At 68.1% G+C, this 18,340-nt stretch carries 20 protein-coding genes; 9 read left to right on the top strand and 11 right to left on the bottom strand.

Annotated elements, in window-relative coordinates; all coding sequences use genetic code 11:
* Positions 1-86: 86 nt before the first annotated feature.
* Positions 87-2,102, top strand: coding sequence for a TonB-dependent receptor (locus ABC419_RS12965; RefSeq protein ID WP_412877216.1), 2,016 nt, complete (start codon positions 87-89; stop codon positions 2,100-2,102).
* A gap of 28 nt (positions 2,103-2,130) precedes the next feature.
* Here ABC419_RS12965 and ABC419_RS12960 read toward each other — a convergent pair whose 3' ends face one another.
* The 8 genes from ABC419_RS12960 to ABC419_RS12925 form a co-directional block, all read right to left on the bottom strand.
* On the bottom strand, positions 2,131-2,526 hold the full coding sequence (locus ABC419_RS12960) for an OsmC family protein (RefSeq protein ID WP_125901598.1): 396 nt from the start codon (positions 2,524-2,526) through the stop codon (positions 2,131-2,133).
* Positions 2,527-2,540: 14 nt separating this feature from the next.
* Positions 2,541-3,437 carry a pirin family protein gene (locus ABC419_RS12955; RefSeq protein ID WP_412877217.1) on the bottom strand — a complete coding sequence of 299 codons (897 nt, stop codon included), beginning with the start codon at positions 3,435-3,437 and terminating at the stop codon, positions 2,541-2,543.
* Between the two features lie 48 nt (positions 3,438-3,485).
* Positions 3,486-3,866: a DoxX family protein gene (locus ABC419_RS12950; RefSeq protein WP_125901596.1), complete on the bottom strand. Its 381-nt coding sequence runs from the start codon at positions 3,864-3,866 to the stop codon at positions 3,486-3,488.
* Positions 3,863-4,534, bottom strand: a complete 672-nt coding sequence (locus tag ABC419_RS12945; protein ID WP_412877218.1) for a YceI family protein — start codon at positions 4,532-4,534, stop codon at positions 3,863-3,865. Before ABC419_RS12945 ends, ABC419_RS12950 begins: the two co-directional genes overlap by 4 nt.
* A 36-nt stretch (positions 4,535-4,570) precedes the next feature.
* The gene (locus tag ABC419_RS12940; RefSeq protein WP_412877219.1) at positions 4,571-5,206 is read right to left on the bottom strand and encodes a hydrolase; all 636 of its coding nucleotides are present in this window, start codon (positions 5,204-5,206) and stop codon (positions 4,571-4,573) included.
* A gap of 66 nt (positions 5,207-5,272) precedes the next feature.
* Positions 5,273-5,914, bottom strand: a complete 642-nt coding sequence (locus tag ABC419_RS12935) for a hydrolase (RefSeq protein WP_412877220.1) — start codon at positions 5,912-5,914, stop codon at positions 5,273-5,275.
* 98 nt (positions 5,915-6,012) lie between these two features.
* Positions 6,013-6,702 (bottom strand): hydrolase, encoded by a 690-nt coding sequence (locus ABC419_RS12930; protein WP_412877221.1) that lies wholly within the window; start codon positions 6,700-6,702, stop codon positions 6,013-6,015.
* Between the two features lie 107 nt (positions 6,703-6,809).
* Positions 6,810-7,679, bottom strand: a complete 870-nt coding sequence (locus tag ABC419_RS12925; RefSeq protein WP_412877222.1) for a pirin family protein — start codon at positions 7,677-7,679, stop codon at positions 6,810-6,812.
* A gap of 115 nt (positions 7,680-7,794) precedes the next feature.
* Here ABC419_RS12925 and ABC419_RS12920 point away from each other — a divergent pair, with 115 nt between their 5' ends.
* The 3 genes from ABC419_RS12920 to ABC419_RS12910 are packed head-to-tail and all read left to right on the top strand — an operon-like array spanning position 7,795 to position 9,790.
* Positions 7,795-8,751, top strand: coding sequence for a LysR substrate-binding domain-containing protein (locus ABC419_RS12920; RefSeq protein ID WP_125901590.1), 957 nt, complete (start codon positions 7,795-7,797; stop codon positions 8,749-8,751).
* A complete protein-coding gene (locus tag ABC419_RS12915) occupies positions 8,751-9,308 on the top strand; it encodes an NADPH-dependent FMN reductase (RefSeq protein WP_200166573.1) in 558 nt (185 codons plus the stop codon). The genes ABC419_RS12920 and ABC419_RS12915 overlap by 1 nt, the downstream gene beginning before the upstream one ends.
* Positions 9,305-9,790, top strand: coding sequence for a GNAT family N-acetyltransferase (locus tag ABC419_RS12910; protein WP_200166575.1), 486 nt, complete (start codon positions 9,305-9,307; stop codon positions 9,788-9,790). Before ABC419_RS12915 ends, ABC419_RS12910 begins: the two co-directional genes overlap by 4 nt.
* A gap of 117 nt (positions 9,791-9,907) precedes the next feature.
* On the opposite strand, the gene ABC419_RS12905 is transcribed toward ABC419_RS12910, so the two are convergent.
* Complete coding sequence (locus ABC419_RS12905) at positions 9,908-10,771, bottom strand: hypothetical protein (protein WP_412877223.1); 864 nt, start codon at positions 10,769-10,771, stop codon at positions 9,908-9,910.
* Complete coding sequence (locus tag ABC419_RS12900) at positions 10,768-11,667, bottom strand: ABC transporter ATP-binding protein (RefSeq protein WP_412877224.1); 900 nt, start codon at positions 11,665-11,667, stop codon at positions 10,768-10,770. Before ABC419_RS12900 ends, ABC419_RS12905 begins: the two co-directional genes overlap by 4 nt.
* A 103-nt stretch (positions 11,668-11,770) precedes the next feature.
* Here ABC419_RS12900 and ABC419_RS12895 point away from each other — a divergent pair, with 103 nt between their 5' ends.
* From ABC419_RS12895 to ABC419_RS12885, 3 genes are all read left to right on the top strand, one after another.
* On the top strand, positions 11,771-13,006 hold the full coding sequence (locus ABC419_RS12895) for an alkaline phosphatase family protein (RefSeq protein WP_412877225.1): 1,236 nt from the start codon (positions 11,771-11,773) through the stop codon (positions 13,004-13,006).
* A gap of 94 nt (positions 13,007-13,100) precedes the next feature.
* Positions 13,101-14,405 (top strand): TCR/Tet family MFS transporter, encoded by a 1,305-nt coding sequence (locus ABC419_RS12890; protein WP_412877226.1) that lies wholly within the window; start codon positions 13,101-13,103, stop codon positions 14,403-14,405.
* A 95-nt stretch (positions 14,406-14,500) separates the two neighbouring features.
* Positions 14,501-15,889, top strand: coding sequence for a Do family serine endopeptidase (locus ABC419_RS12885; RefSeq protein ID WP_125901583.1), 1,389 nt, complete (start codon positions 14,501-14,503; stop codon positions 15,887-15,889).
* A gap of 27 nt (positions 15,890-15,916) precedes the next feature.
* On the opposite strand, the gene ABC419_RS12880 is transcribed toward ABC419_RS12885, so the two are convergent.
* Positions 15,917-16,336, bottom strand: coding sequence for a VOC family protein (locus ABC419_RS12880; RefSeq protein ID WP_003164400.1), 420 nt, complete (start codon positions 16,334-16,336; stop codon positions 15,917-15,919).
* A 69-nt stretch (positions 16,337-16,405) separates the two neighbouring features.
* On the opposite strand from ABC419_RS12880, the gene ABC419_RS12875 reads away from it, so the two are divergent.
* Both ABC419_RS12875 and ABC419_RS12870 read left to right on the top strand, forming a co-directional pair.
* On the top strand, positions 16,406-17,710 hold the full coding sequence (locus ABC419_RS12875; protein ID WP_412877227.1) for a replication-associated recombination protein A: 1,305 nt from the start codon (positions 16,406-16,408) through the stop codon (positions 17,708-17,710).
* 128 nt (positions 17,711-17,838) lie between these two features.
* Positions 17,839-18,279 carry a hypothetical protein gene (locus ABC419_RS12870; protein WP_368925037.1) on the top strand — a complete coding sequence of 147 codons (441 nt, stop codon included), beginning with the start codon at positions 17,839-17,841 and terminating at the stop codon, positions 18,277-18,279.
* The last annotated feature ends 61 nt before the right edge of the window (positions 18,280-18,340 follow it).

Genomic DNA, 18,340 nt, shown 5'->3' with positions numbered 1-18,340 from the left:
CCGGCTTGCAACCAAGCGAGCGGCGCCCTGTTCTTGTGCGGCGGCGAACAGATGTATGGGCGCGGCCGGTCCAAGGGGGATGAGCTTTGTTCGAGACACAGCCGACGGTTATCGATGAAGTGGTGGTCACAGCGGCGCGTTTGCCGCCCGCAGCGGGCGAGGCGGCCTTTTCCGTGATCCGGCTGGACGGTGCTGCGTTGGATCGTGCGGCGCGGCTGGACGAGGCTCTGGCTGGGGTTCCGGCGGTTTCCCTCTTCCGGCGTACGAGCAGTCTGGCGGCCAATCCGACGACACAGGGCGTTTCGTTGCGAGCCATCGCCCCTTCGGGCGCCGGGCGCACGTTGGTTACGCTGGACGGCGTGCCGTTAAACGACCCCTTCGGCGGCTGGGTGTTGTGGTCGCAACTGCCGACAGAGGCGCTGGAAAGTCTCGACATCGTGCGCGGGGCGGGGGCCGGACCTTACGGCGCCGGCGCCCTGACCGGAGTGATCCAGCTGCGCGAGCGGGAACGAGGCGGCGTGTTGGACGCCTCAATCGCAGAGCGGGGCGGCGCGCGCCTGGCTGGCGCAGTCGGTGTTGACGCCGGGTCGCTGCGTCTGACCGGCTCAGCCCTTTATGAGACCAGCGACGGCTATGTTCCCGTACGCGGCGCGGCCGCTGGAAAGGCGGACACGCCTTTGGATATCGAGACCCGTGCAGCGGCGCTGCGACTGGATGCGCCGCTTGGCGCGGCCAGGCTGTCCCTGCGCGCTTCGGCCTATGACGAGGAGCGCGGCTCGGGTCTTCAGGGCGCGCGGTCCAGCGCCAGCGGCCACCTGCTGTCAGCCACGGCGGCGAAACGGCCGCAGGAGGGCGCCTACGGATGGCGGCTGCAGGCCTGGCGGCGCGAAAGCGACTTCGCCAACAGTTCGGTCGCGGTGGCGGCGGACCGCAACTCGACCACGCCCGCCAATGATCAGTATGAAACGCCCGCGACCGGCTGGGGCGTCAACGCCGCCCTGCGTCGCGCCTCGCGCGACGTGGCGGGCGGGCGACTGGAATGGGAGCTGGGCGCCGACGCCCGCTTCAACGAGGGCGAGACCCGCGAACGCTTCCGCTACATGAACGGCGCCTTCACGCGCGACCGGATCGCGGGGGGCGAGACTTCGGTCGCCGGACTCTATGGCGAGGCGTCATGGCGCGACGATCTGTGGCTGGTGGCGGGCGGCCTGCGTCTGGACGGCTGGCGCAATGAGAACGGCCGCCGTCTGGAGCGTGATCGCGCGACCGGCGCGGCGACCCTCGACGAGGCCGACCCTGACCGCTCGGGCGAGGTGGTCAGCGCCCGCCTCGCGGCGCGGCGCATGATCGGCGGCGGTTGGGCGGCCCGGGCGGCGGCCTATTCGGGCTTCCGGCCCGCCACCCTGAACGAACTGCACCGCCCGTTCCGCGTCGGCAATGACCTGACGGAGGCGAACGCCGCCCTGGTCCCCGAGACGCTTCAGGGCGTGGAGGCGGGCCTGGCCTATGAGGGGCTCGTGGCGACTTTCGGCGCGACCTTGTTCTGGAACCGGATTGAGGACGCCATCGTCAATGTGACGATAGGCGAGGGGCCGGGAATTTTCCCGCGCGCGGGCTTTGTCCCCGCTGGCGGCGTGCTGCGTCAACGCCAGAACGCCGGGACCATCGAGGCGACAGGTGTTGAACTGACGGCGCGTCGCAGCCTGGGCGGCCGACTGACCCTGGACGGCGCTGTTTCCATCACCGACGCTCGCATGGACGGCGGTTCGGCGGCGCCGCAATTGACCGGTCTGCGTCCGGCCCAGGCGCCGATCTGGAGCGCGACGGCGGGTCTGGACTGGCGCGCCAGCGACCGCCTGAACCTGGCCGTTCAGGCGCGCTATGAAAGCAAGCGGTTCGAGGACGATCTGAACAGTCGCGTCCTGGGCGCCGCCGTCGCCGTGGACGCCCGTGCGGAATGGCGGATGACGCCCGCCGCCGTTGTTTGGGCCGCCGCCGATAACCTGTTCGACGAGGTTGTCGAGGTGTCCGAGACGGGAACCGGGGTCGAAGGCTACGGCCCGCCGCGCACCCTGCGCCTGGGTGTCCGCTGGACCTACTGAGCCTGCAGGTCCAGCGGCGGGATTGGCGTCAGCCCAGGCTGGTGTGAATCGGCACGCCGTTCTTGATCGCCAGTGTCACGGGCGTGCGTTCGGCCACGTCGGCCAAACGCGTGCGCTGGGCGTCATCCAGCGGGCCGACAGGCGTCAGGACACGTTTGATCCGCGGCGGGCTTTCGCTTCCCAGGTACTCCAGACGGATGTCCAGTTCCTCCAACGGCCAGCCCTTCTTTTCAGCATACATCTTCAGCGTGATGGCGGTGCAGGCCCCCAGCGCCGAAATCAGCAGATCGAAGGGGGCAGGCCCCAGGTCGCCGCCGTTCAGCCGTTCCGGCTCATCGGCGGTCAGTACATGCTTCAGATCGCCGCCCGTCCGGATCGTGGTCCGGTAGCGGGCGGTTCCTATGCGGACTTGTGCGACGGCCACGTTGCGCGTTCCGCTCAGGACATGGCCGGCGCGGGCGGCGTCGGATCGGGCGGCAGGGGGATGAACTCCTGATCGTCCATGTCCGGCAGCTTCATGCGCCCGGCGCGCCAGTCGGCCTTGGCCTGTTCGATGCGGTCCTGCGACGACGAGACGAAGTTCCAGTCGATGAAGCGTTCGCCCACCGGCTCGCCGCCCAGCACCATGACGGTCGACGGCTCCAGCGCGCAGATGACCGAGGCGACGCCCTTCTCCAGCACCGCCATCTGGCCGTTGCCCAGGGGGCGGCCGTCATCGATCTCGACCAGGCCCTGCACGACATAGATCGCGCTTTCCGAATGGTCGGTCGGGGTCTGGAAACGCGCGCCGGGCTCCAGCTCCAGGTGCAGGTAGTGCAGGGGCGAGAAGGTGCTGACGCCGGCCTTCATGCCCATGGTCTCGCCGGCGGCCAGGCGGCCCTTGACCCCGCCTTCGATCCAGGTCGGCAGGTCGGCGGTGGTGACGTGCTGGAAGGAAGGGTCGATCTCCTCCTGACCGTTCGGCAGGGCGACCCAGGCCTGGATGCCTTCCAGCAGGGCGCCTTCGCGGCGCGCGCGCTCAAAGCGTTCGGAGTGGGTGACGCCGCTGCCGGCCGTCATCCAGTTGACCTCGGCCGGGCGGATGTCCTGCTGGACGCCCAGGCTGTCGCGGTGGGTGATCTCGCCCGAGAACAGATAGGTCAGGGTCGAGATGCCGATGTGCGGGTGCGGACGCACGTCGACGGTCTTGGGAATGCCCGCAGGCATGTCGACCGGACCCATGTGGTCGAAGAAGACGAACGGACCGACCGTGCGGCGCTTGGCGTAGGGCAGGACGCGGCCGACTTCGAACCCTCCCAGGTCACGGCGGCGCTGTTCGATGATGAGTTCGATCATTGGGCTTTCTCCTGCTCCCAGATGGCGTTGAGTGTAACCTGCACTGTGTCAGAGCACAAAGCGTCCCGGCCCGGCGGCCATCAGGATCAGGAAGCCGCCGATGATGCTGATGTGCTCGAAGAAACCGTTCAGAGCGGCGGCGCGGGCCTCGCCCTTCACGCTCCAGAAGTCATAGAAGATCACAGCCGTGGCGAGGGTGAACAAGGCCATCAGGGCGGCGACGGGCGTGGTGAACCAGCCCGCGATCAGCAGGGCGCTGCCTGCGAGTTGCAGGACGATGGTGCCCAGCAGCGCCAGATGCGCGAAGGGGATTTTCTTGGCGCGCACCTCGCCCAACCCTTCCTGGAAGCGGATGGACTTGGTGATTCCGCTCTGAAGAAAAAGCAGGACCAGAAGGATGCGGCCGATCAGCAGATATTGGTCAGTCATGAGGTTTCGGCTTGATCCGCGACGGCTTCGAGGGTGATCTCGACCTTGATCTCATCGCTCACCATGGGCAGGGCGACGGTCAGGCCGAAGTCCGAACGCTTCAGGACGGCGGTGGCTGCAAAGCCGACCGCCGGCGTGCCGGTCATGGGGTGGGCGCCCGCGCCGTTGAGCACGGCGTCCAGGGTCACGGGACGGGTGACGCCGCGCACCGTCAGGTCGCCATGCACCTTGAACGCCCGTCCCAGGCCCACGCGCTCGACCGAACGGTTCTGGAATGTGATGTCGGGGTGGCGGGCCGCGTCGAAGAATTTGTCGGTCAGGAAGTCGGCGTCCAGTTGCGGCACGCCGGTGTCCACGCCGCTGACGGGAATGCGCACCGCGACGCTGGAGCGTTCGGGGTTCGCTTCGTCGATGCGGACGACGCCCTCGACCGTTTCGAACACCGCGCCGGGGTTCGACAGGCCCTGGTGGTTCCAGCTCATGCGGACATGGGCGTGGGTCGGGTCGATCTTGTAGGCGCCGGAGGCAGGCAGGGCGCTCGCGGAGACGGCGGCCTGGGGCGGCTGCATCGGCGCGGCGACGGCAGGCGCGGCGGCGCCCAGCAGTTGCAGAGAGAGGGCGAGGGCGGCGACGTTTCGGGAAATCATGGCGGCCTCGGCGTGGGTCATGGGCGGATCAAGGGCGAACCGCTCCGGGCCCGGGGATCAGCGGGTGCCTTCCTTGAGGGCCAGCAGTTGCCATTCCCAGCGCAGGCCCTGGCCAAAGCCGCCGCCGTGCTCGGCGAACAGATTGGCCACGTCTGCGGCGGTCGCCTCGCGACCCCAGTCGCGTTGCAATTCACTGACGTAGGAGGCGACGGTCAGGGGGCGGGCGCCGGCCTGAATCATACGCTGGACGGCGCGTTCGTGGCCTTCGTCGCTGCCGCCGCCCGAGGCGTCGGTGACGATGTAGACCTCATGCCCGGCAGCCAGGGCCGACAGCACTGGCATGGTCAGGCAGACCTCGGTCCACAGCCCGGCCATGACAAGCTTCTTCTTGCCGGTCGCCTTGACCCAGTCGCGGACGCGCTGGTCATCCCAGGAGTTCAGGCCGGTGCGGTCGATCGGCTTTTGATCCGGGTGGACGGCCTGGATTTCCTGGATCAACTCCTGCCGCTCGGCGAAGGCCGTGGTGAACAGGGTCGGCACGTCGAAGATCTTGGCGCCCTTGGCCAGCATGACCGTGTTGTTCACGACCACATCATTGGGATGGGAGCGCACGGCCAGCAGTTGCAGGTACTGGTGGTCGATCAGCAGAAGGGCGTGGTTGTCGCCCGTCAGCAGGGTGTCGTCGGCAGCCATGGTTTCTCTCGCTCTTTTTGATTGTGTTGGATGAGAATGGGAACCCGTGTCTGGGAATACGGGCCCTCAGTCCTCCTTGTCGTAGGAGAACTGAATCCCGGCCGTGCCGCCGGTTTCGATGAACAGGTTCATGAAGGCGGGGACGGTTTCAGAACGCTTCCAGTCGCGCTGCAGTTCGCAGAACAGCTGAGGAACAGAAATAAGCTTGCCGCCGGCCTGTTCGATGCGGCGCAGGGCCATCTCGTGGGCGGCGACCGAGGTGCCGCCGACGGCGTCGGCCACGACGTAGACCTCATAGCCGTCGCGCAGGGCGTCCAGGGCCGGGAAGGTCAGGCAGGCCTCGGTCCACAGGGCCGTCATGATCAGCTTCTTGCGGCCGGTCGCTTCGACCGCCTTGCGGAATTCCACGTCTTCCCACGAGTTGATCGTGGTGCGGTCATAGGTCGGATAGTCTTTCAGCACCTTGCGGAGCTGGCCGATCGGCGGCTGGTTCAGCCCGGTCTCGACGTTGACGGTCGAGTGGATAATCGGCAGGCCGTAGGCGACGGCGGCCTTGGCCGTGCCGACGATGTTGTTCACCAGCAGCTGGCGGTCCATCGAGGCGATGGAGTTCACCTGCACCGGCTGGTAGTCGATGATGACGAAGGCCGAGTTTTCGGGGGTCAGAAGGTGATCCGACTTCGGATCGCGGATCGGTTCGCTCGCCATTGAATGGCTCCTTTCCGGGGGATGCGCCTTGGCGAGGCGCGCGCATGACGCCGGCTCCGCCCCGTCTGAAGGGGCGAGGCGAAGCCGACGCGCATCGGTCAGTCGCGTTGCGAGTCGAGGGTCTCGTGGTCGGTCGCGACCTGCTGAGCCTTGCCGTAGCTTTCGATCAGCAGTTGGTAGGGGGGGAAGATCTGGGTGTAGACCTCGGCCCACTGGGCGGCGTCTTCACGGTGCCAGGTCTTCTGCAGTTCCGAGGCGACGGCGGCCATGTCCATCGGCACGACGCCGGCCTGGACCACGCGGGCCAGGGTGATCTCCTGGGCCATCTTGGAATAGGTGCCCGAGGCGTCGACCACCACGAAGACCTTGTAGCCTTCATAGGCGGCGCTGATGGCGGGGAAGGCCATGCAGACGCTGGTGATGGTGCCGGCGATGATCAGGGTCTTGCGGCCCGTCGCCTTCACGGCGGCGACGAAGTCGGGGTTGTCCCAGGCGTTGATCTCGCCCTTGCGCGCCACATACTGGGCGTGCGGAGCATTGGCGTGGATTTCCGGGATCAGCGGGCCGTTCGGGCCCTGGGGCACCGAGGCGGTGGTGATGACCGGCAGCTTGGCCAGGGTCGCCATCGAGGCCAGGGCGGCGGCGTGACGGCGCAGGGTCGTCATCGGCATGTCGGCCACGGTCTGGAACAGGCCGCTCTGGTGGTCGATCAGCAGCATGACGGCGTCGTTCGGGTCGATGACCGGACGCTGGCCGTTGAAGTTGGCGGGCAGGGTGGAAGCGGACATGGAAGTCTTTCCTTTCAGGCAGGGGGCCGCGCTCGGACGAATGTCCGGCAAAGGCTGGGGGTTGCGGCCCGGTCCGAAGACCGGGCCTTACGTTTTCGTGAGGAGGATCAGGTCGCCGGGATGTCGCCGAAGCGGCCGCTGTTGAAGTCCGTGATGGCGGTGCGGATCTCGTCCTCGCTGTTCATCACGAACGGGCCGTAGCCGACGATGGGCTCGTCGATCGGCTCGCCGGTCAGGATCAGCAAAGTCGCATCCGCATCGGCATGCAGGGTCACGCTGTCGCCCTTACGGTCCAGCAGCAGGGCCTCGGCGGCGCCGGCCGGCTGGTCGCCGTTGACGGTGACGCGACCCGACAGAACCACCACGATGGCCGTGTGGCCTTCCGGCAGGTTCAGCGTCGTCTCGGCGTCCTGGTTCAGCCGCACGTCCCACACATTGATGGGGGTGAAGGTGCTGGCCGGGCCTTTCGAGCCGTCCATGGCGCCGGCGATGATCCGCGCGGTCCCCGCATTGTCAGGCAGGGAAACGGTTGGAATGTCGGCGTTCAGGATCGACTGGTAGCCGGGGCGGGTCATCTTGTCCTTGGCGGGCAGGTTGACCCACAGCTGCACCATGCGGAAGGGGCCGCCGCTCCGCGCGAAGGCGGGCGAGTGGAACTCTTCGTGCAGGATGCCGCCGCCGGCCGTCATCCACTGGACGTCGCCGGGGCCGATAACGCCGCCCTGGCCGGTCGAGTCGCGGTGCTCGACCTCGCCGTCATAGACGATGGTCACGGTCTCGAAGCCGCGGTGAGGGTGCTGGCCGACGCCGCGACGTTTGTCGGTCGGCTCGAAGTTGTGCGGACCGGCGTAGTCGAGCAGCAGGAAGGGGCTGACCTGCTTGCCGACGCTGTCATAGGAAAACAGCGAGCGAACCGGGAAGCCGTCGCCGACCCAGTGGCCGCGATCATTGCCGTAACGTCCGAGAACCTTCTTCATGGTGTTGTCTCCTGTGGCGACCGGGCCTCGCCGATCGCGTTGGAGGCTTTATGACGGTGAAACGCAGCCCTGGGCAGATTGCGAAATCGCCTCGCTGCGTCCTATCAATAGAACGATGAGAGACCTCAACGACCTCTATTACTTCGTCCAGGTAGTGGACCACGGCGGGTTCGCGCCCGCCGCGCGGGCCCTGGGCATGCAGAAGTCCAAGCTCAGCCGACGTATCGCCTTTCTGGAGGACCAGCTGGGCACGCGCCTGATCCAGCGGTCGTCGCGCAAGTTCTCGGTCACGGAGGTCGGGCAGGAATACTACCGCCACTGCCTGGCCATGCTGGTCGAGGCTGAAGCCGCTCAGGCGGTGATCGACAATGTCGCCGCCCAGCCGCGCGGGGTGATCCGCGTCGCCTGCGTGCCGGGGCTGCTGACCTATCAGATGGGCGGGCTGATCGCGCGCTTCATGACTGTTTATCCCGAGGTCGAGGTGCATCTGCACAGCACCAGCCGCCGGGTCGACGTCATCGGCGAGGGCTTCGACCTGGCCATCCGCGTGCGCGAGCCGCCGCTGGAGGTGACCGACCTGGTCATGCGCAAGCTGGACGAGAGCGTGCACCGCCTGGTGGCCTCGCCCGATCTGATCGCGCGGTTCGCGCCGCCTTCCGGCCCGGCCGACCTGGCGGGCTGGCCTAGTCTGGATTTCGGTCCGGCGCACCGTGACCACGTCTGGGCCCTGCACCACAAGGACGGGATGACGGCCTCAGTCCGCCATGCGCCCCGTCTGGTCACGGACGACCTGCATATGCTGCACGAGGGCGCGGTGCGGGGGCTGGGCGTCGCCCTGCTGCCGACGGTGGCGGTCGTGCGCGACCTGGACGCCGGACGGCTGGTGGACATCCTGCCCGACTGGCGCCCGAAACGCTGGATCGTCCATGCGGTCTTCCCCTCGCGTCGCGGGCTGTTGCCGTCGGTGCGACTGTTGCTGGATTTTCTGGTTCAGGGTTGCGCCGAACAGCAAATTCACGGCGAAACGCCGACGCCGTTCGTTGCGGCGGAACTAGCGGAGACGAAGGACTGATGCGTCTGGTCGGACTGTCGGGCAGCCTGCGGGCGGCCTCCTACAACAGCGCCCTGCTGCGCGCGGCCCAGGAGACGGCGCCGCCTGACGTGGAACTGATCGCCGCGACCATCCACGGCATCCCTCTTTATGACGGCGACCTGGAGGCCGAGCAGGGTCTGCCCGAAGCCGTGGTCGCGCTGAAGGATCTGATCGCCGGTTGCGACGGCCTGCTGCTGTTCACGCCGGAATACAACAACTCGATCCCCGGCCCGTTCAAGAACGCCATCGACTGGCTGAGTCGTCCGGCTTCGGACATCGGGCGCGTCTTCGGCGGGCGCCCGGTAGCGGTGCTGGGCGCCTCGCCCGGTCCCTTCGGCACGGTGATGAGCCAGGCCGCCTGGCTGCCGGTGCTGCGTGCGCTCGGCGCGGCCCCCTGGTTCGGGGCCCGGATGCTCGTCACGCGAGCGGGCGACGCTTTTGACGCCGAAGGGCGTTTGATCGACGAGGACGCGCGTCGTCGTCTGGCCGCCTTCGTCGCCGGTTTCGCCGACCACTGCCGCCCGGACGCGCCGTGACCGAGGGCGTGTTCGTCATACTTGCCTACGGGCCGGAGCATCGCGAGGCTTGGCGGGCTCTGAACGAGGCTTGGCTGGCCGAGGGCGGCTTCGCCGTCGAGGCCAAGGATCGAAAGGTGCTGAACGATCCGGAGGGGCAGGTTTTGGCGCCCGGTGGACGCATATTCTTTGTCGAACAGGCGGGGCAGGTCGTCGGCTGCTGCGCCCTGATGGCGATGGATGACGGCGGCTATGAGGTCGCCAAGATGACGATCTCGCCCTCCGCGCGCGGCCAGGGTCTGTCGCGGCGCCTGCTTGAGGTCTGCGAAGCGGCGGCCCGTGATGCGGGCGCGCGCCGCCTCTATCTGGAGACCAGTTCGACGCTTGGCCCGGCGCTGGCCCTCTATGACAGCTTCGGCTTCGTACGCCTGCCGCCGCGCGAGACGCCTTATGTCCGTGCCGATGTCTTCATGGAGAAGACGCTGGGTTTCTCCTCCCTATGACATGGGGAGGTGGGTCGGCGGCGTAGCCGTTGAGACGGAGGGGCCGCTTGGTTCCGCAGCCCTAAACCCCTCCACCGCTACGCGGTCCCCCTCCCCACATAGTGGGGAGGAGAGGGTCTACTCCTTCGACAAGTCTTGCCGCTGGAACCACCACAGGGCCAGGAAGAAGGGTGCGAAGCTCCACAGCGCCAGCCCCGCGACGGCGCGCCAGGCGGCGCCCGCCGGGACCAACGCAGCCTCCATCCCGCCGCGAACCACGACCTTCAGCACCTCAAAGGCGTCGCCGGGCAGCAGCAGCATGGTCGCCCAATCGCCCATCTGCCAGCCGAACAGGGGGCTCAACTTGGCCAGGAAGAACTGGCCGACGCCGATGACCAAGGGCACGAACAGCGCCGCCAGCAGGGACCGCGTCACCGTCGCCGCCAGCAGGCCGAGCAACAGGAACTGCACCACCCGTACATAGGACAGAAGCGCCAGCAGGCCGAACGTCTGCGCCTCGTCGCCGCCGAATCCGAAGGTGAAGCCGCGTCCGAAGATCAGGCCCTTGGCGACATCGGCCCCCATGCTGGCGATCAACAGAAGGGCCAGCCCGGTCAAGGTCATCAGCTTGACCGCGCCGACCTTGCCCATGATCAGGTTCGGCCGGGTGTTTCGCGCTGTGATCAACCGCCAGGTCTCCCAGCGGTAGTCGCCGGCGAAGACGGTGGCGGCGCCGATCAGCAGGAAGGCCAGCACGCCAGGATGGGCCAAGCCGGCCGCCGCATCGACCAGCGACTGACCCAGATCGACGCCGCTGGCGGTCAGTTTCAGCTCGGGCGGCAGGGACCGCGTCACTCCGTCCATCTTGGACTGGATGAACAGGAAAGCCGCGATCGCCAGCACCAGCGAGATCACGGGAACGAAGACGACGCTCCAGAACATCGCCGTGCGGTTCTGCAGCAGGCGCCAGGTTTCGGAGCGGATGGCGTCGGCCAGCATCATGCGCGGCCTCCTGCAGGCGAAGAGGTTTCGGTCATGAAGACGCTTTCCAGATCGGCGCCGACCCAGCGGGCCTCGTCGATGTCGACGCCCTGTTCGATCAGGGCGCGCAGCAGGGCAGGGGCCTCGGCGCGCGGCACGTCGGCCATGACGGCGTCGTCCTGAACGCCGCCGCGTTCGCCCAGCACGGCCATGACCTTGGCCAGGGGCGTGGCCGACAGACGCAGGCGTTCGCCCGAGGCGGTCAGGTCGCTGACCTTGCCCTCGGCCGCCAGCTTGCCGCGGTTCAGGATGGCCACGCGGTCGCAGACGCGCTGGACCTCCAGAAGCTGGTGGCTGGCCAGGATGATGGTCACGCCGTCGTCGTCGGCCAGGCTGCGGATCAGGGCGCGCATTTCCTGGATGCCGGGCGGGTCCATGCCGCTGGTCGGTTCATCCAGGATGACCAGATCGGGCCGGGTCATCAGGGCGGCGGCGACGCCCAGTCGCTGCATCATGCCGACCGAGAAGCCGCGCACCTTGCGGTCCGCCGCCTCGCTCAGGCCGACGCGCGCCAGCCAGCGATCGACCTCTGCGTCAGCGCCCATCCCATGCGCCAGCGCCAGCCAGCGCAGAGCCTGACGCGCGGTCAGATAGGGCGGATAGCGCGGCGTCTCGATCATGGAGCCCATGCGTCGGGTGACGGCTGGATCGCCGGTGTGCTGGCCCATCACCCGCACCTCGCCCGCCGTGGGCCGGATCAGGCCCAGCAGGATGCGGAACAGGGTCGACTTGCCCGCGCCGTTCGGCCCCAGCACGCCATAGACCCCGCCGCGCGGTATGCTGAGACTGAGGCCGTCCAGGGCGCGCACCGCGCCATAGGTCTTGGTCAGGCCGTTCGTTTCGATAACGCTGGTCATGAATCGCAGCGTGGCCCGGTGGTGGAAAACCGGCAAGCCGTCTTCTGTCTGTCGCGGATTAAGCTTAGGCAATGTTCCCGAAAGTCGATTTCGGGAGTCCCACATGTTTGATCGTCTGTTCGGGCTGGCGCGCGCCGCCGCCCTGACGCTGGTCGTCGCCGCCTGCGCCACCACGCCGCCTGCGCCGCCGGTCGAGACGGTTCAGGCGCCGAACGTCATTCTGATCTCCATCGACGGCTTCCGTGCGGACTATCTGGCGCGCGGCGCGACGCCGGTGCTGGCGCAACTGGCGGCCGAGGGCGCGTCGGGGCCGATGAAGCCGTCCTTCCCCAGCGTGACCTTCCCCAACCACTACACCCTGGTCACGGGCCTGCACCCCGATCATCACGGCATCGTCGGCAACAACATGGTCGACGCCGAACTGGGCCGCTTCTCCCTGGGCAACAAGCAGGCCGTCACCGATCGCCGCTGGTGGGACCAGGGCGAGCCGATCTGGGTCTCGGCCGAGCGGCAGGGCGTGAAGACGGCCACCATGTTCTGGCCGGGGTCAGAGGCCGACATCCGCGGCGTGCGGCCCAGCTACTGGACGCCCTTCGACCAGTCGATGCCGGGCGACGCCCGTGTGGATCAGGTGCTGACCTGGCTGGATCTGCCCGTCGCCCAGCGCCCGGCGCTGACCACCCTCTATTTCGACATCGTCGACACCATGGGCCACCACCACGGGCCGGACGCGCCTCAGACGCTGGAGGCCATGGCTTCCGTCGACGCCTCCGTCGGCCGCCTGGTCGAGGGGCTGAAGGCGCGGGGTCTGTATGAGAACACCGTCCTGGTCGTGGTGTCCGATCACGGCATGGCGGCGACCTCGCCCGACCGGGTGACGGTGCTGGACGATATCGTGGACCCCGAGGCGGTGCAGATCGTCTACGGCGGCCCCGTCACCTTCCTGAACCCTGTCGCCGGTCGCGAGGCCGAGGTGGAGCAGGCGCTGCTGGGCTCGCGCCCGCACCTGGACTGCTGGCGCAAGAGCGAGATCCCGGCGCGTCTGGTTCTGGGCTCCAACCCGCGCGTCTCGGCCATTGTCTGCGCCTCCGAGCCGGGCTGGCTGCTGGCGACCCGCGCGCGACCGGTGACGAAGCCGGGCGGCGCCCACGGCTATGACAACGCCGCGCCTGAGATGCAGGCGATCTTCATCGCCCACGGCCCCGGCGTCATCGCCGGACGGCGGCTGCAGAACCTGGACAGCGTCGACGTGCAGCCCTTCCTGGCCCGCCTGCTGGGCGTGACGGCGCCACGCGGGGATGGCCGGCCGGAGGACACGCTGGCGGTGACGCAGCGCTGAGCAGGCTACCAAGACACGTCACCCTCGGGACAAGCCCGAGGGTGACGAATAGTAGAGCGCCGTCTAGAACGACGCTCCACCTCCGCGAGCCTTCATGTCCCTGCATATCCCCAAGGTCCGCCGCGCGGCGATCGCCTTCATCCTCGTGACTGCGGTGCTGGACATCGTGGCCATGGGGATCGTCATTCCGGTCCTGCCGCACCTGATCGAGGAGTTCGTCGGATCGAACGCGCGCGCGGGCCTGCTGAACGGGGTGTTCGTGGCTCTGTGGGCGGGGATGCAGTTCCTGGCCTCGCCGGTGATCGGCTCGCTGTCGGACCAGTATGGGCGACGCCCGGTCATCCTGCTGAGCTGCGCCGGGCTGGCGGCGGACTATGTGTTGATGGCGCTGGCGCCGAACCTGTGGTGGCTGGCGGTCGGGCGGTTGGTGGCGGGCGTCACCTCGTCCAGCTTCACCACCATCTACGCCTATATGGCCGACATCACCGAGCCTGAGAAACGCGCTCGCGCCTATGGCCTGATCGGCGCCGCCTTCTCGGGCGGTTTCGTGCTGGGGCCGGTTCTGGGCGGCTTCCTGGGCGAGTTTGGGCCGCGCGTGCCCTTCTGGGTGGCGGGCGCCCTGTCTGGCGTGGCCTTCCTGTACGGCCTGTTCATCCTGCCGGAGAGCCTGCCGCTGGAGAAGCGGATGCCCTTCAGCTGGCGCCGCGCCAACCCGGTCGGGGCCATGATCCTGCTGAAGCGTCACGCCGAGTTGGCGGGCCTCGCGGTCGTGAACTTCCTGCTCTACTTCGCCCACCACGTGTTTTCGGCGGTCTTCGTCCTCTACGCCGGGCTCCGCTACGGCTGGGGGCCGTGGCAGGTCGGGGCCTTGCTGGCCATGGTCGGGGTGCTGGACATGATCGTTCAGGGCGTGCTGGTTGGCCCCGCGTCCAAGCGGTTCGGGGATCGGGCGACCATGATCTTCGGCCTGTGCGGCGGGGCGGTGGGCATCGCTATGATGGGCTGGGCGCCGACGGGCGTCGCCTTCATCGTCGCCATGTTCCCCAACGCCCTGTGGGGCCTGGCCATGCCGACGCTTCAGTCCCTGATGACCCGCCGCGTCGGCGAGAGCGAGCAGGGCCAGCTGCAGGGCGCGAACATGAGCGTCGCGTCCATCGCCGGCGTGGCCTCGCCCCTGTTCTTCGGCTGGATCTATTCGGTGTCCGTGGGCGAGGGCGGCGGGCGGGCGGCGGCCTGGTTGTCGGATCACGGGCTGCCCGCGGTGTCCGCTGCGGCCGACGCCCTGTTGTCCGAGCCGGGGTTGGCCTTCTATCTGGCCTCCGTCGTGCTGGCGCTGGGCGCTCTGATCGGCTTCCTGACCGCGCGCCGGGCGGAACGGGACGAGGTCACGTCCGTTTGATCGCCGCCGCGCCCCGGACTGAAAGACGGCCTTGATCCTGTCGAAAAGCCAAGGCGGAATGGATGCAACGCCCAAGCTTGTAGAACCGGGACGAGATGAAGACTTCCAGACTGGCCATCGCCGCCGCCCTGATCCTGTCCGCCTGCGGCCAGCCGCAGCCCTCCAAGGCGCAGGAAGGCGTCTTCGCCGAACAGCCCCGCGTCGCCCCGCGCGACGCCGGATCGCTGAAGACCAGCTTCGCCCCCGTGGTGCGTGAGGCCGCGCCCGCTGTGGTGAATATTTCCGCGCGCGGCGTCCAGCGCGTACGCGATCCCTTCTTCGAACTGTTCGGCGGCGGGCCGCAGTCGCGCGTGACCGGCTCCATCGGTTCGGGCGTCATCGTGCGCCCGGACGGCATCGTGGTGACGAACAACCACGTCATCCAGAACATGCAGGAAATCCGCGTCACCCTGAACGACCGACGCGAATATCCGGCCAAGGTGCTTCTGGCCGATGAGCGGTCCGACATCGCCGTGCTGCAGCTCGAGAATCTGGACGGCGACCTGCCGGTCCTGCGCATCGACGATCAGGAGCAGCAGCAGGTCGGCGACCTGGTCCTGGCCATCGGCAATCCGTTCGGCGTCGGCCAGACCGTGACCAACGGCATCATCTCGGCCCTGAACCGGACCGAGACGGGCATCAGCGATTCCGGCTCCTTCATCCAGACCGACGCGCCGATCAATCCGGGCAATTCGGGCGGCGCCTTGGTCGACATGGACGGCGACCTGATCGGCATCAATACGGCCATCTTCTCGCGCACCGGCTCTTCGACGGGCGTGGGCTTCGCCGTGCCGGCCACCATGGTCAAGCGGGTGGTGGATTCAGCCGTCGGCGGCGCCAAGTCGGTCGAGCGCGCCTGGCTGGGCGTCAAGGGCGACACAGTAAGCTCCGACATGGCCCGCAGCCTGGGGCTGGATCGGCCGCAGGGTCTGATGGTCACGGACGTTTACGCCGGCGGTCCCGCCGCCCGCGCGGGCATCGAGCAGGGCGACGTCATCACCGCCATCGACGGCGCCGAGGTCAACGATCAGGGCGGTCTGAACTTCCGCGTCGGCACGCGCTCGCCGAACGATACCGTGGCCGTGACCGTCCTGCGCGACGGCCGGACGCAGACGCTGAACGCGCGCGTCTCGACCCTGCCGGGCGACGCCGATCCGGGGCAGGGCTCGGTCGTGGGGCAGGGCGCCCTGGCCGGGCTTCAGGGCGTGGCGCTGAACCCGGCGCTGGCCGACCGACTGGGCGGAGATCCCTTCACCAGCGGCGTGGTGGTTACAGGCCTGCAACGCAACAGCATCCCGGCCCGCATCGGCCTGCGCCCCAACGATCTGGTGGTGCAGATCGACGGCCGCGCCGTCACCACGGTCGCCGCCCTGGGCCGGGCGCAACGCGGCTCGGAGCTGACCATCGTCCGCAACGGCCGCCGCCTGACGGGACGCCTGCCCTAAGGCGCGGCGCTCGCCGCAGAGGGGCGATCAGCCCTTCTGCGGTCCGCCGATGCTCCACAGGTGGCCGAACGGGTCGCGGAGCTGGCCGTAGCGGTCGCCCCAGAACTGGTTCTCCAGCGGCATGACCGGAATGGCGCCGTTGACCAGGGCGCGGCCCCACCATTCATCGGCGTCGTCGACCTGAAGATGCAGGCTGACGCCGACCGGCTTGATGTCGGCCTCGCCGGTCCATTCGGGGAATTCGTCGGCCAGCATGACGCTGCCGCCGTTGATGCGCAGATGGGCGTGCAACAGGCGCTCGCCGTCCTCGGCCGGCATCCGCATGACTTCCTCGGCCCCGAAGGCGCGGGCGTAGAATTCGATCGCCGCGGCGGCCCCGCGCGAGGGAATGGTCAGGTGGGGCGTCACCCCGCCGCGCGGTCCCTGGTCAGGCTTGGCTTCAGTCATGCGATTCCTCCTCAACGAGGCGTTGTAGCGGGTGCAGTCGCCCGAACGAACGCCTATCTAGAGCGTTCCATGACTGATTTGTTCGAAGCCTCCGGCATTCATCCTCCCGACGCGCCCCTGGCCGATCGTCTGCGCCCGCAGGCGCTGGATCAGGTGGTGGGCCAGGATCATCTGTTGGGCGAGGGCGGGCCGATCCGCCGGATGATCGAGGCCGGGCGTCTGGGCTCCATGATCCTGTGGGGCCCGCCGGGCACGGGCAAGACGACGATCGCCCGCCTGCTGGCCAAGGCGGCGGGCTATGAGTACCAGTCGATCAGCGCCGTCTTCTCGGGCGTCGCCGACCTGAAGAAGGCGTTCGAGGCCGCGCGGATGCGCCGGGCGGCGGGGCAGCAGACCCTGCTGTTCGTCGACGAGATCCACCGCTTCAACCGCGCCCAGCAGGACGGCTTCCTGCCCTTCGTGGAGGAGGGGATCGTCACCCTGGTCGGCGCCACGACCGAAAACCCCAGCTTCGAGCTGAACGGCGCCCTGCTGTCACGGTCGCAGGTCTATGTGCTGAAGCGGCTGGACGACGCCTCGCTGGACCTGCTGTTGGATCGGGCCGAGGCCTTGATGGGCAAGCCCCTGCCGCTGACGCCTGAGGCGCGTCAGGCCATGCTGGCCCTGGCCGACGGCGACGGCCGTTATCTGCTGACCATGTCCGAGGTGCTGTTCGACCTGACGGATGTGGAGCCGCTCGATGTGCAGGCGCTGGCGGGCGTGCTTCAGAAACGCGCCCCCGCCTACGACAAGTCGCGGGAAGAGCACTACAACCTCATCTCGGCCCTGCATAAGTCGGTGCGCGGATCGGACCCGGATGCGGCGCTCTATTGGTTGGCGCGGATGCTCAACGGGGGCGAAGACCCGCTCTATCTGGCGCGCCGCATCGTGCGCATGGCGGTCGAGGACATCGGTCAGGCCGACCCCCTGTCCATCCTGGTCGCCAACGCGGCCAAGGACACCTACGACTTCCTCGGCTCGCCGGAAGGGGAGTTGGCGCTGGCTCAGGCCGTGGTCCATCTGGCCACTGCGCCCAAGTCGGTCGGCGTCTATGAAGCCTTTAAGGCGGCGAAGAAGGCGGCGCACGAGACCGGCTCCCTGATGCCGCCCGCCCATATCCGCAACGCTCCGACCAAGCTGATGAAGCAGCTCGGCTACGGCAAGGGCTATCAATACGACCCTGACACGCCCGAGGGTTTCTCCGGCGCGAACTTCTTCCCCGACGAGATGGAGCGCCGCACCTTCTACAAGCCCAAGGGCGAGGGGCATGAGGAGAAGGTCAAGGCGCGCCTGGAGCGCTGGGCGGCGATGCGGGCGCGGGTGAGCAAGGAATAAGGCGCTTACCGCCGTCATCCTCGGGCTTGACCCGAGGATGACGGAGAGAGTGGAAGATCGGTGAACGGCGTTCATTGTCGTGGCGGCCCGTCGGGCGTAGGCTGGGCCTGCAAACTGCGGAGGCGGCGATGGTCGATGTTCTGCGGCGTATATCGACGCCCTGGCACCTGTGGCTGGTCGGCGTGTTGTCCTTTCTGTGGAACGCCCTTTTCGTCTGGCAGTGGACGCTGCAGGTGACGGGCGATCCGGCCTATTGGAGCAGTCTGAGCCCCGCCGAGGCGGCTTATCTGCGCGCCGTGCCCTTATGGACCGATGTCGCGGTCGGCGTCGCCTTCTGGGGCGGGCTGCTGGCGGCGGTGCTGCTGCTGTTTCGGCGGCGTCAGGCGACCATGGCGTTCGCCGTCGCCCTGATCGCCATGCTGGCGGACACGGCCTACATCCACTTCATGAGCAACGGGCGCGAGATCATGGGGCCGGTCGGCGTGGCGTTCGGCCTGGTCATCATCGCCGTCCTGGTCGTTCAGACCGCCTATTGCGCCTGGATGGGCCGACGCGGCGTGATCGTCTGAGGCGCAGGCGGAAGCCCTTGTTGCATCGGTCTGTTTTGGCGTAGTTTTCGGTTCTCAAGGC

It is taken from the genome of Brevundimonas phoenicis, from assembly GCF_047237745.1.
In the GTDB taxonomy this organism is placed as follows: Bacteria; Pseudomonadota; Alphaproteobacteria; order Caulobacterales; family Caulobacteraceae; genus Brevundimonas.
The sequence above is the reverse complement of the archived record's forward strand: the minus strand, read 5'-3'. Positions and strand labels throughout refer to the sequence as shown.

Excerpts from the sequence above, each read along its gene's own strand:
- ABC419_RS12955 (WP_412877217.1), bottom strand. The coding sequence starts at position 3,437 with ATGATCGAACTCATCATCGAACAGCGCCGCCGTGACCTGGGAGGGTTC.
- ABC419_RS12950 (WP_125901596.1), bottom strand. The coding sequence starts at position 3,866 with ATGACTGACCAATATCTGCTGATCGGCCGCATCCTTCTGGTCCTGCTT.
- ABC419_RS12945 (WP_412877218.1), bottom strand. The coding sequence starts at position 4,534 with ATGACCCACGCCGAGGCCGCCATGATTTCCCGAAACGTCGCCGCCCTC.
- ABC419_RS12940 (WP_412877219.1), bottom strand. The coding sequence starts at position 5,206 with ATGGCTGCCGACGACACCCTGCTGACGGGCGACAACCACGCCCTTCTG.
- ABC419_RS12935 (WP_412877220.1), bottom strand. The coding sequence starts at position 5,914 with ATGGCGAGCGAACCGATCCGCGATCCGAAGTCGGATCACCTTCTGACC.
- ABC419_RS12930 (WP_412877221.1), bottom strand. The coding sequence starts at position 6,702 with ATGTCCGCTTCCACCCTGCCCGCCAACTTCAACGGCCAGCGTCCGGTC.
- ABC419_RS12925 (WP_412877222.1), bottom strand. The coding sequence starts at position 7,679 with ATGAAGAAGGTTCTCGGACGTTACGGCAATGATCGCGGCCACTGGGTC.
- ABC419_RS12920 (WP_125901590.1), top strand. The coding sequence starts at position 7,795 with ATGAGAGACCTCAACGACCTCTATTACTTCGTCCAGGTAGTGGACCAC.
- ABC419_RS12915 (WP_200166573.1), top strand. The coding sequence starts at position 8,751 with ATGCGTCTGGTCGGACTGTCGGGCAGCCTGCGGGCGGCCTCCTACAAC.
- ABC419_RS12905 (WP_412877223.1), bottom strand. The coding sequence starts at position 10,771 with ATGATGCTGGCCGACGCCATCCGCTCCGAAACCTGGCGCCTGCTGCAG.
- ABC419_RS12900 (WP_412877224.1), bottom strand. The coding sequence starts at position 11,667 with ATGACCAGCGTTATCGAAACGAACGGCCTGACCAAGACCTATGGCGCG.
- ABC419_RS12895 (WP_412877225.1), top strand. The coding sequence starts at position 11,771 with ATGTTTGATCGTCTGTTCGGGCTGGCGCGCGCCGCCGCCCTGACGCTG.
- ABC419_RS12890 (WP_412877226.1), top strand. The coding sequence starts at position 13,101 with ATGTCCCTGCATATCCCCAAGGTCCGCCGCGCGGCGATCGCCTTCATC.
- ABC419_RS12885 (WP_125901583.1), top strand. The coding sequence starts at position 14,501 with ATGAAGACTTCCAGACTGGCCATCGCCGCCGCCCTGATCCTGTCCGCC.
- ABC419_RS12880 (WP_003164400.1), bottom strand. The coding sequence starts at position 16,336 with ATGACTGAAGCCAAGCCTGACCAGGGACCGCGCGGCGGGGTGACGCCC.
- ABC419_RS12875 (WP_412877227.1), top strand. The coding sequence starts at position 16,406 with ATGACTGATTTGTTCGAAGCCTCCGGCATTCATCCTCCCGACGCGCCC.
- ABC419_RS12870 (WP_368925037.1), top strand. The coding sequence starts at position 17,839 with ATGGTCGATGTTCTGCGGCGTATATCGACGCCCTGGCACCTGTGGCTG.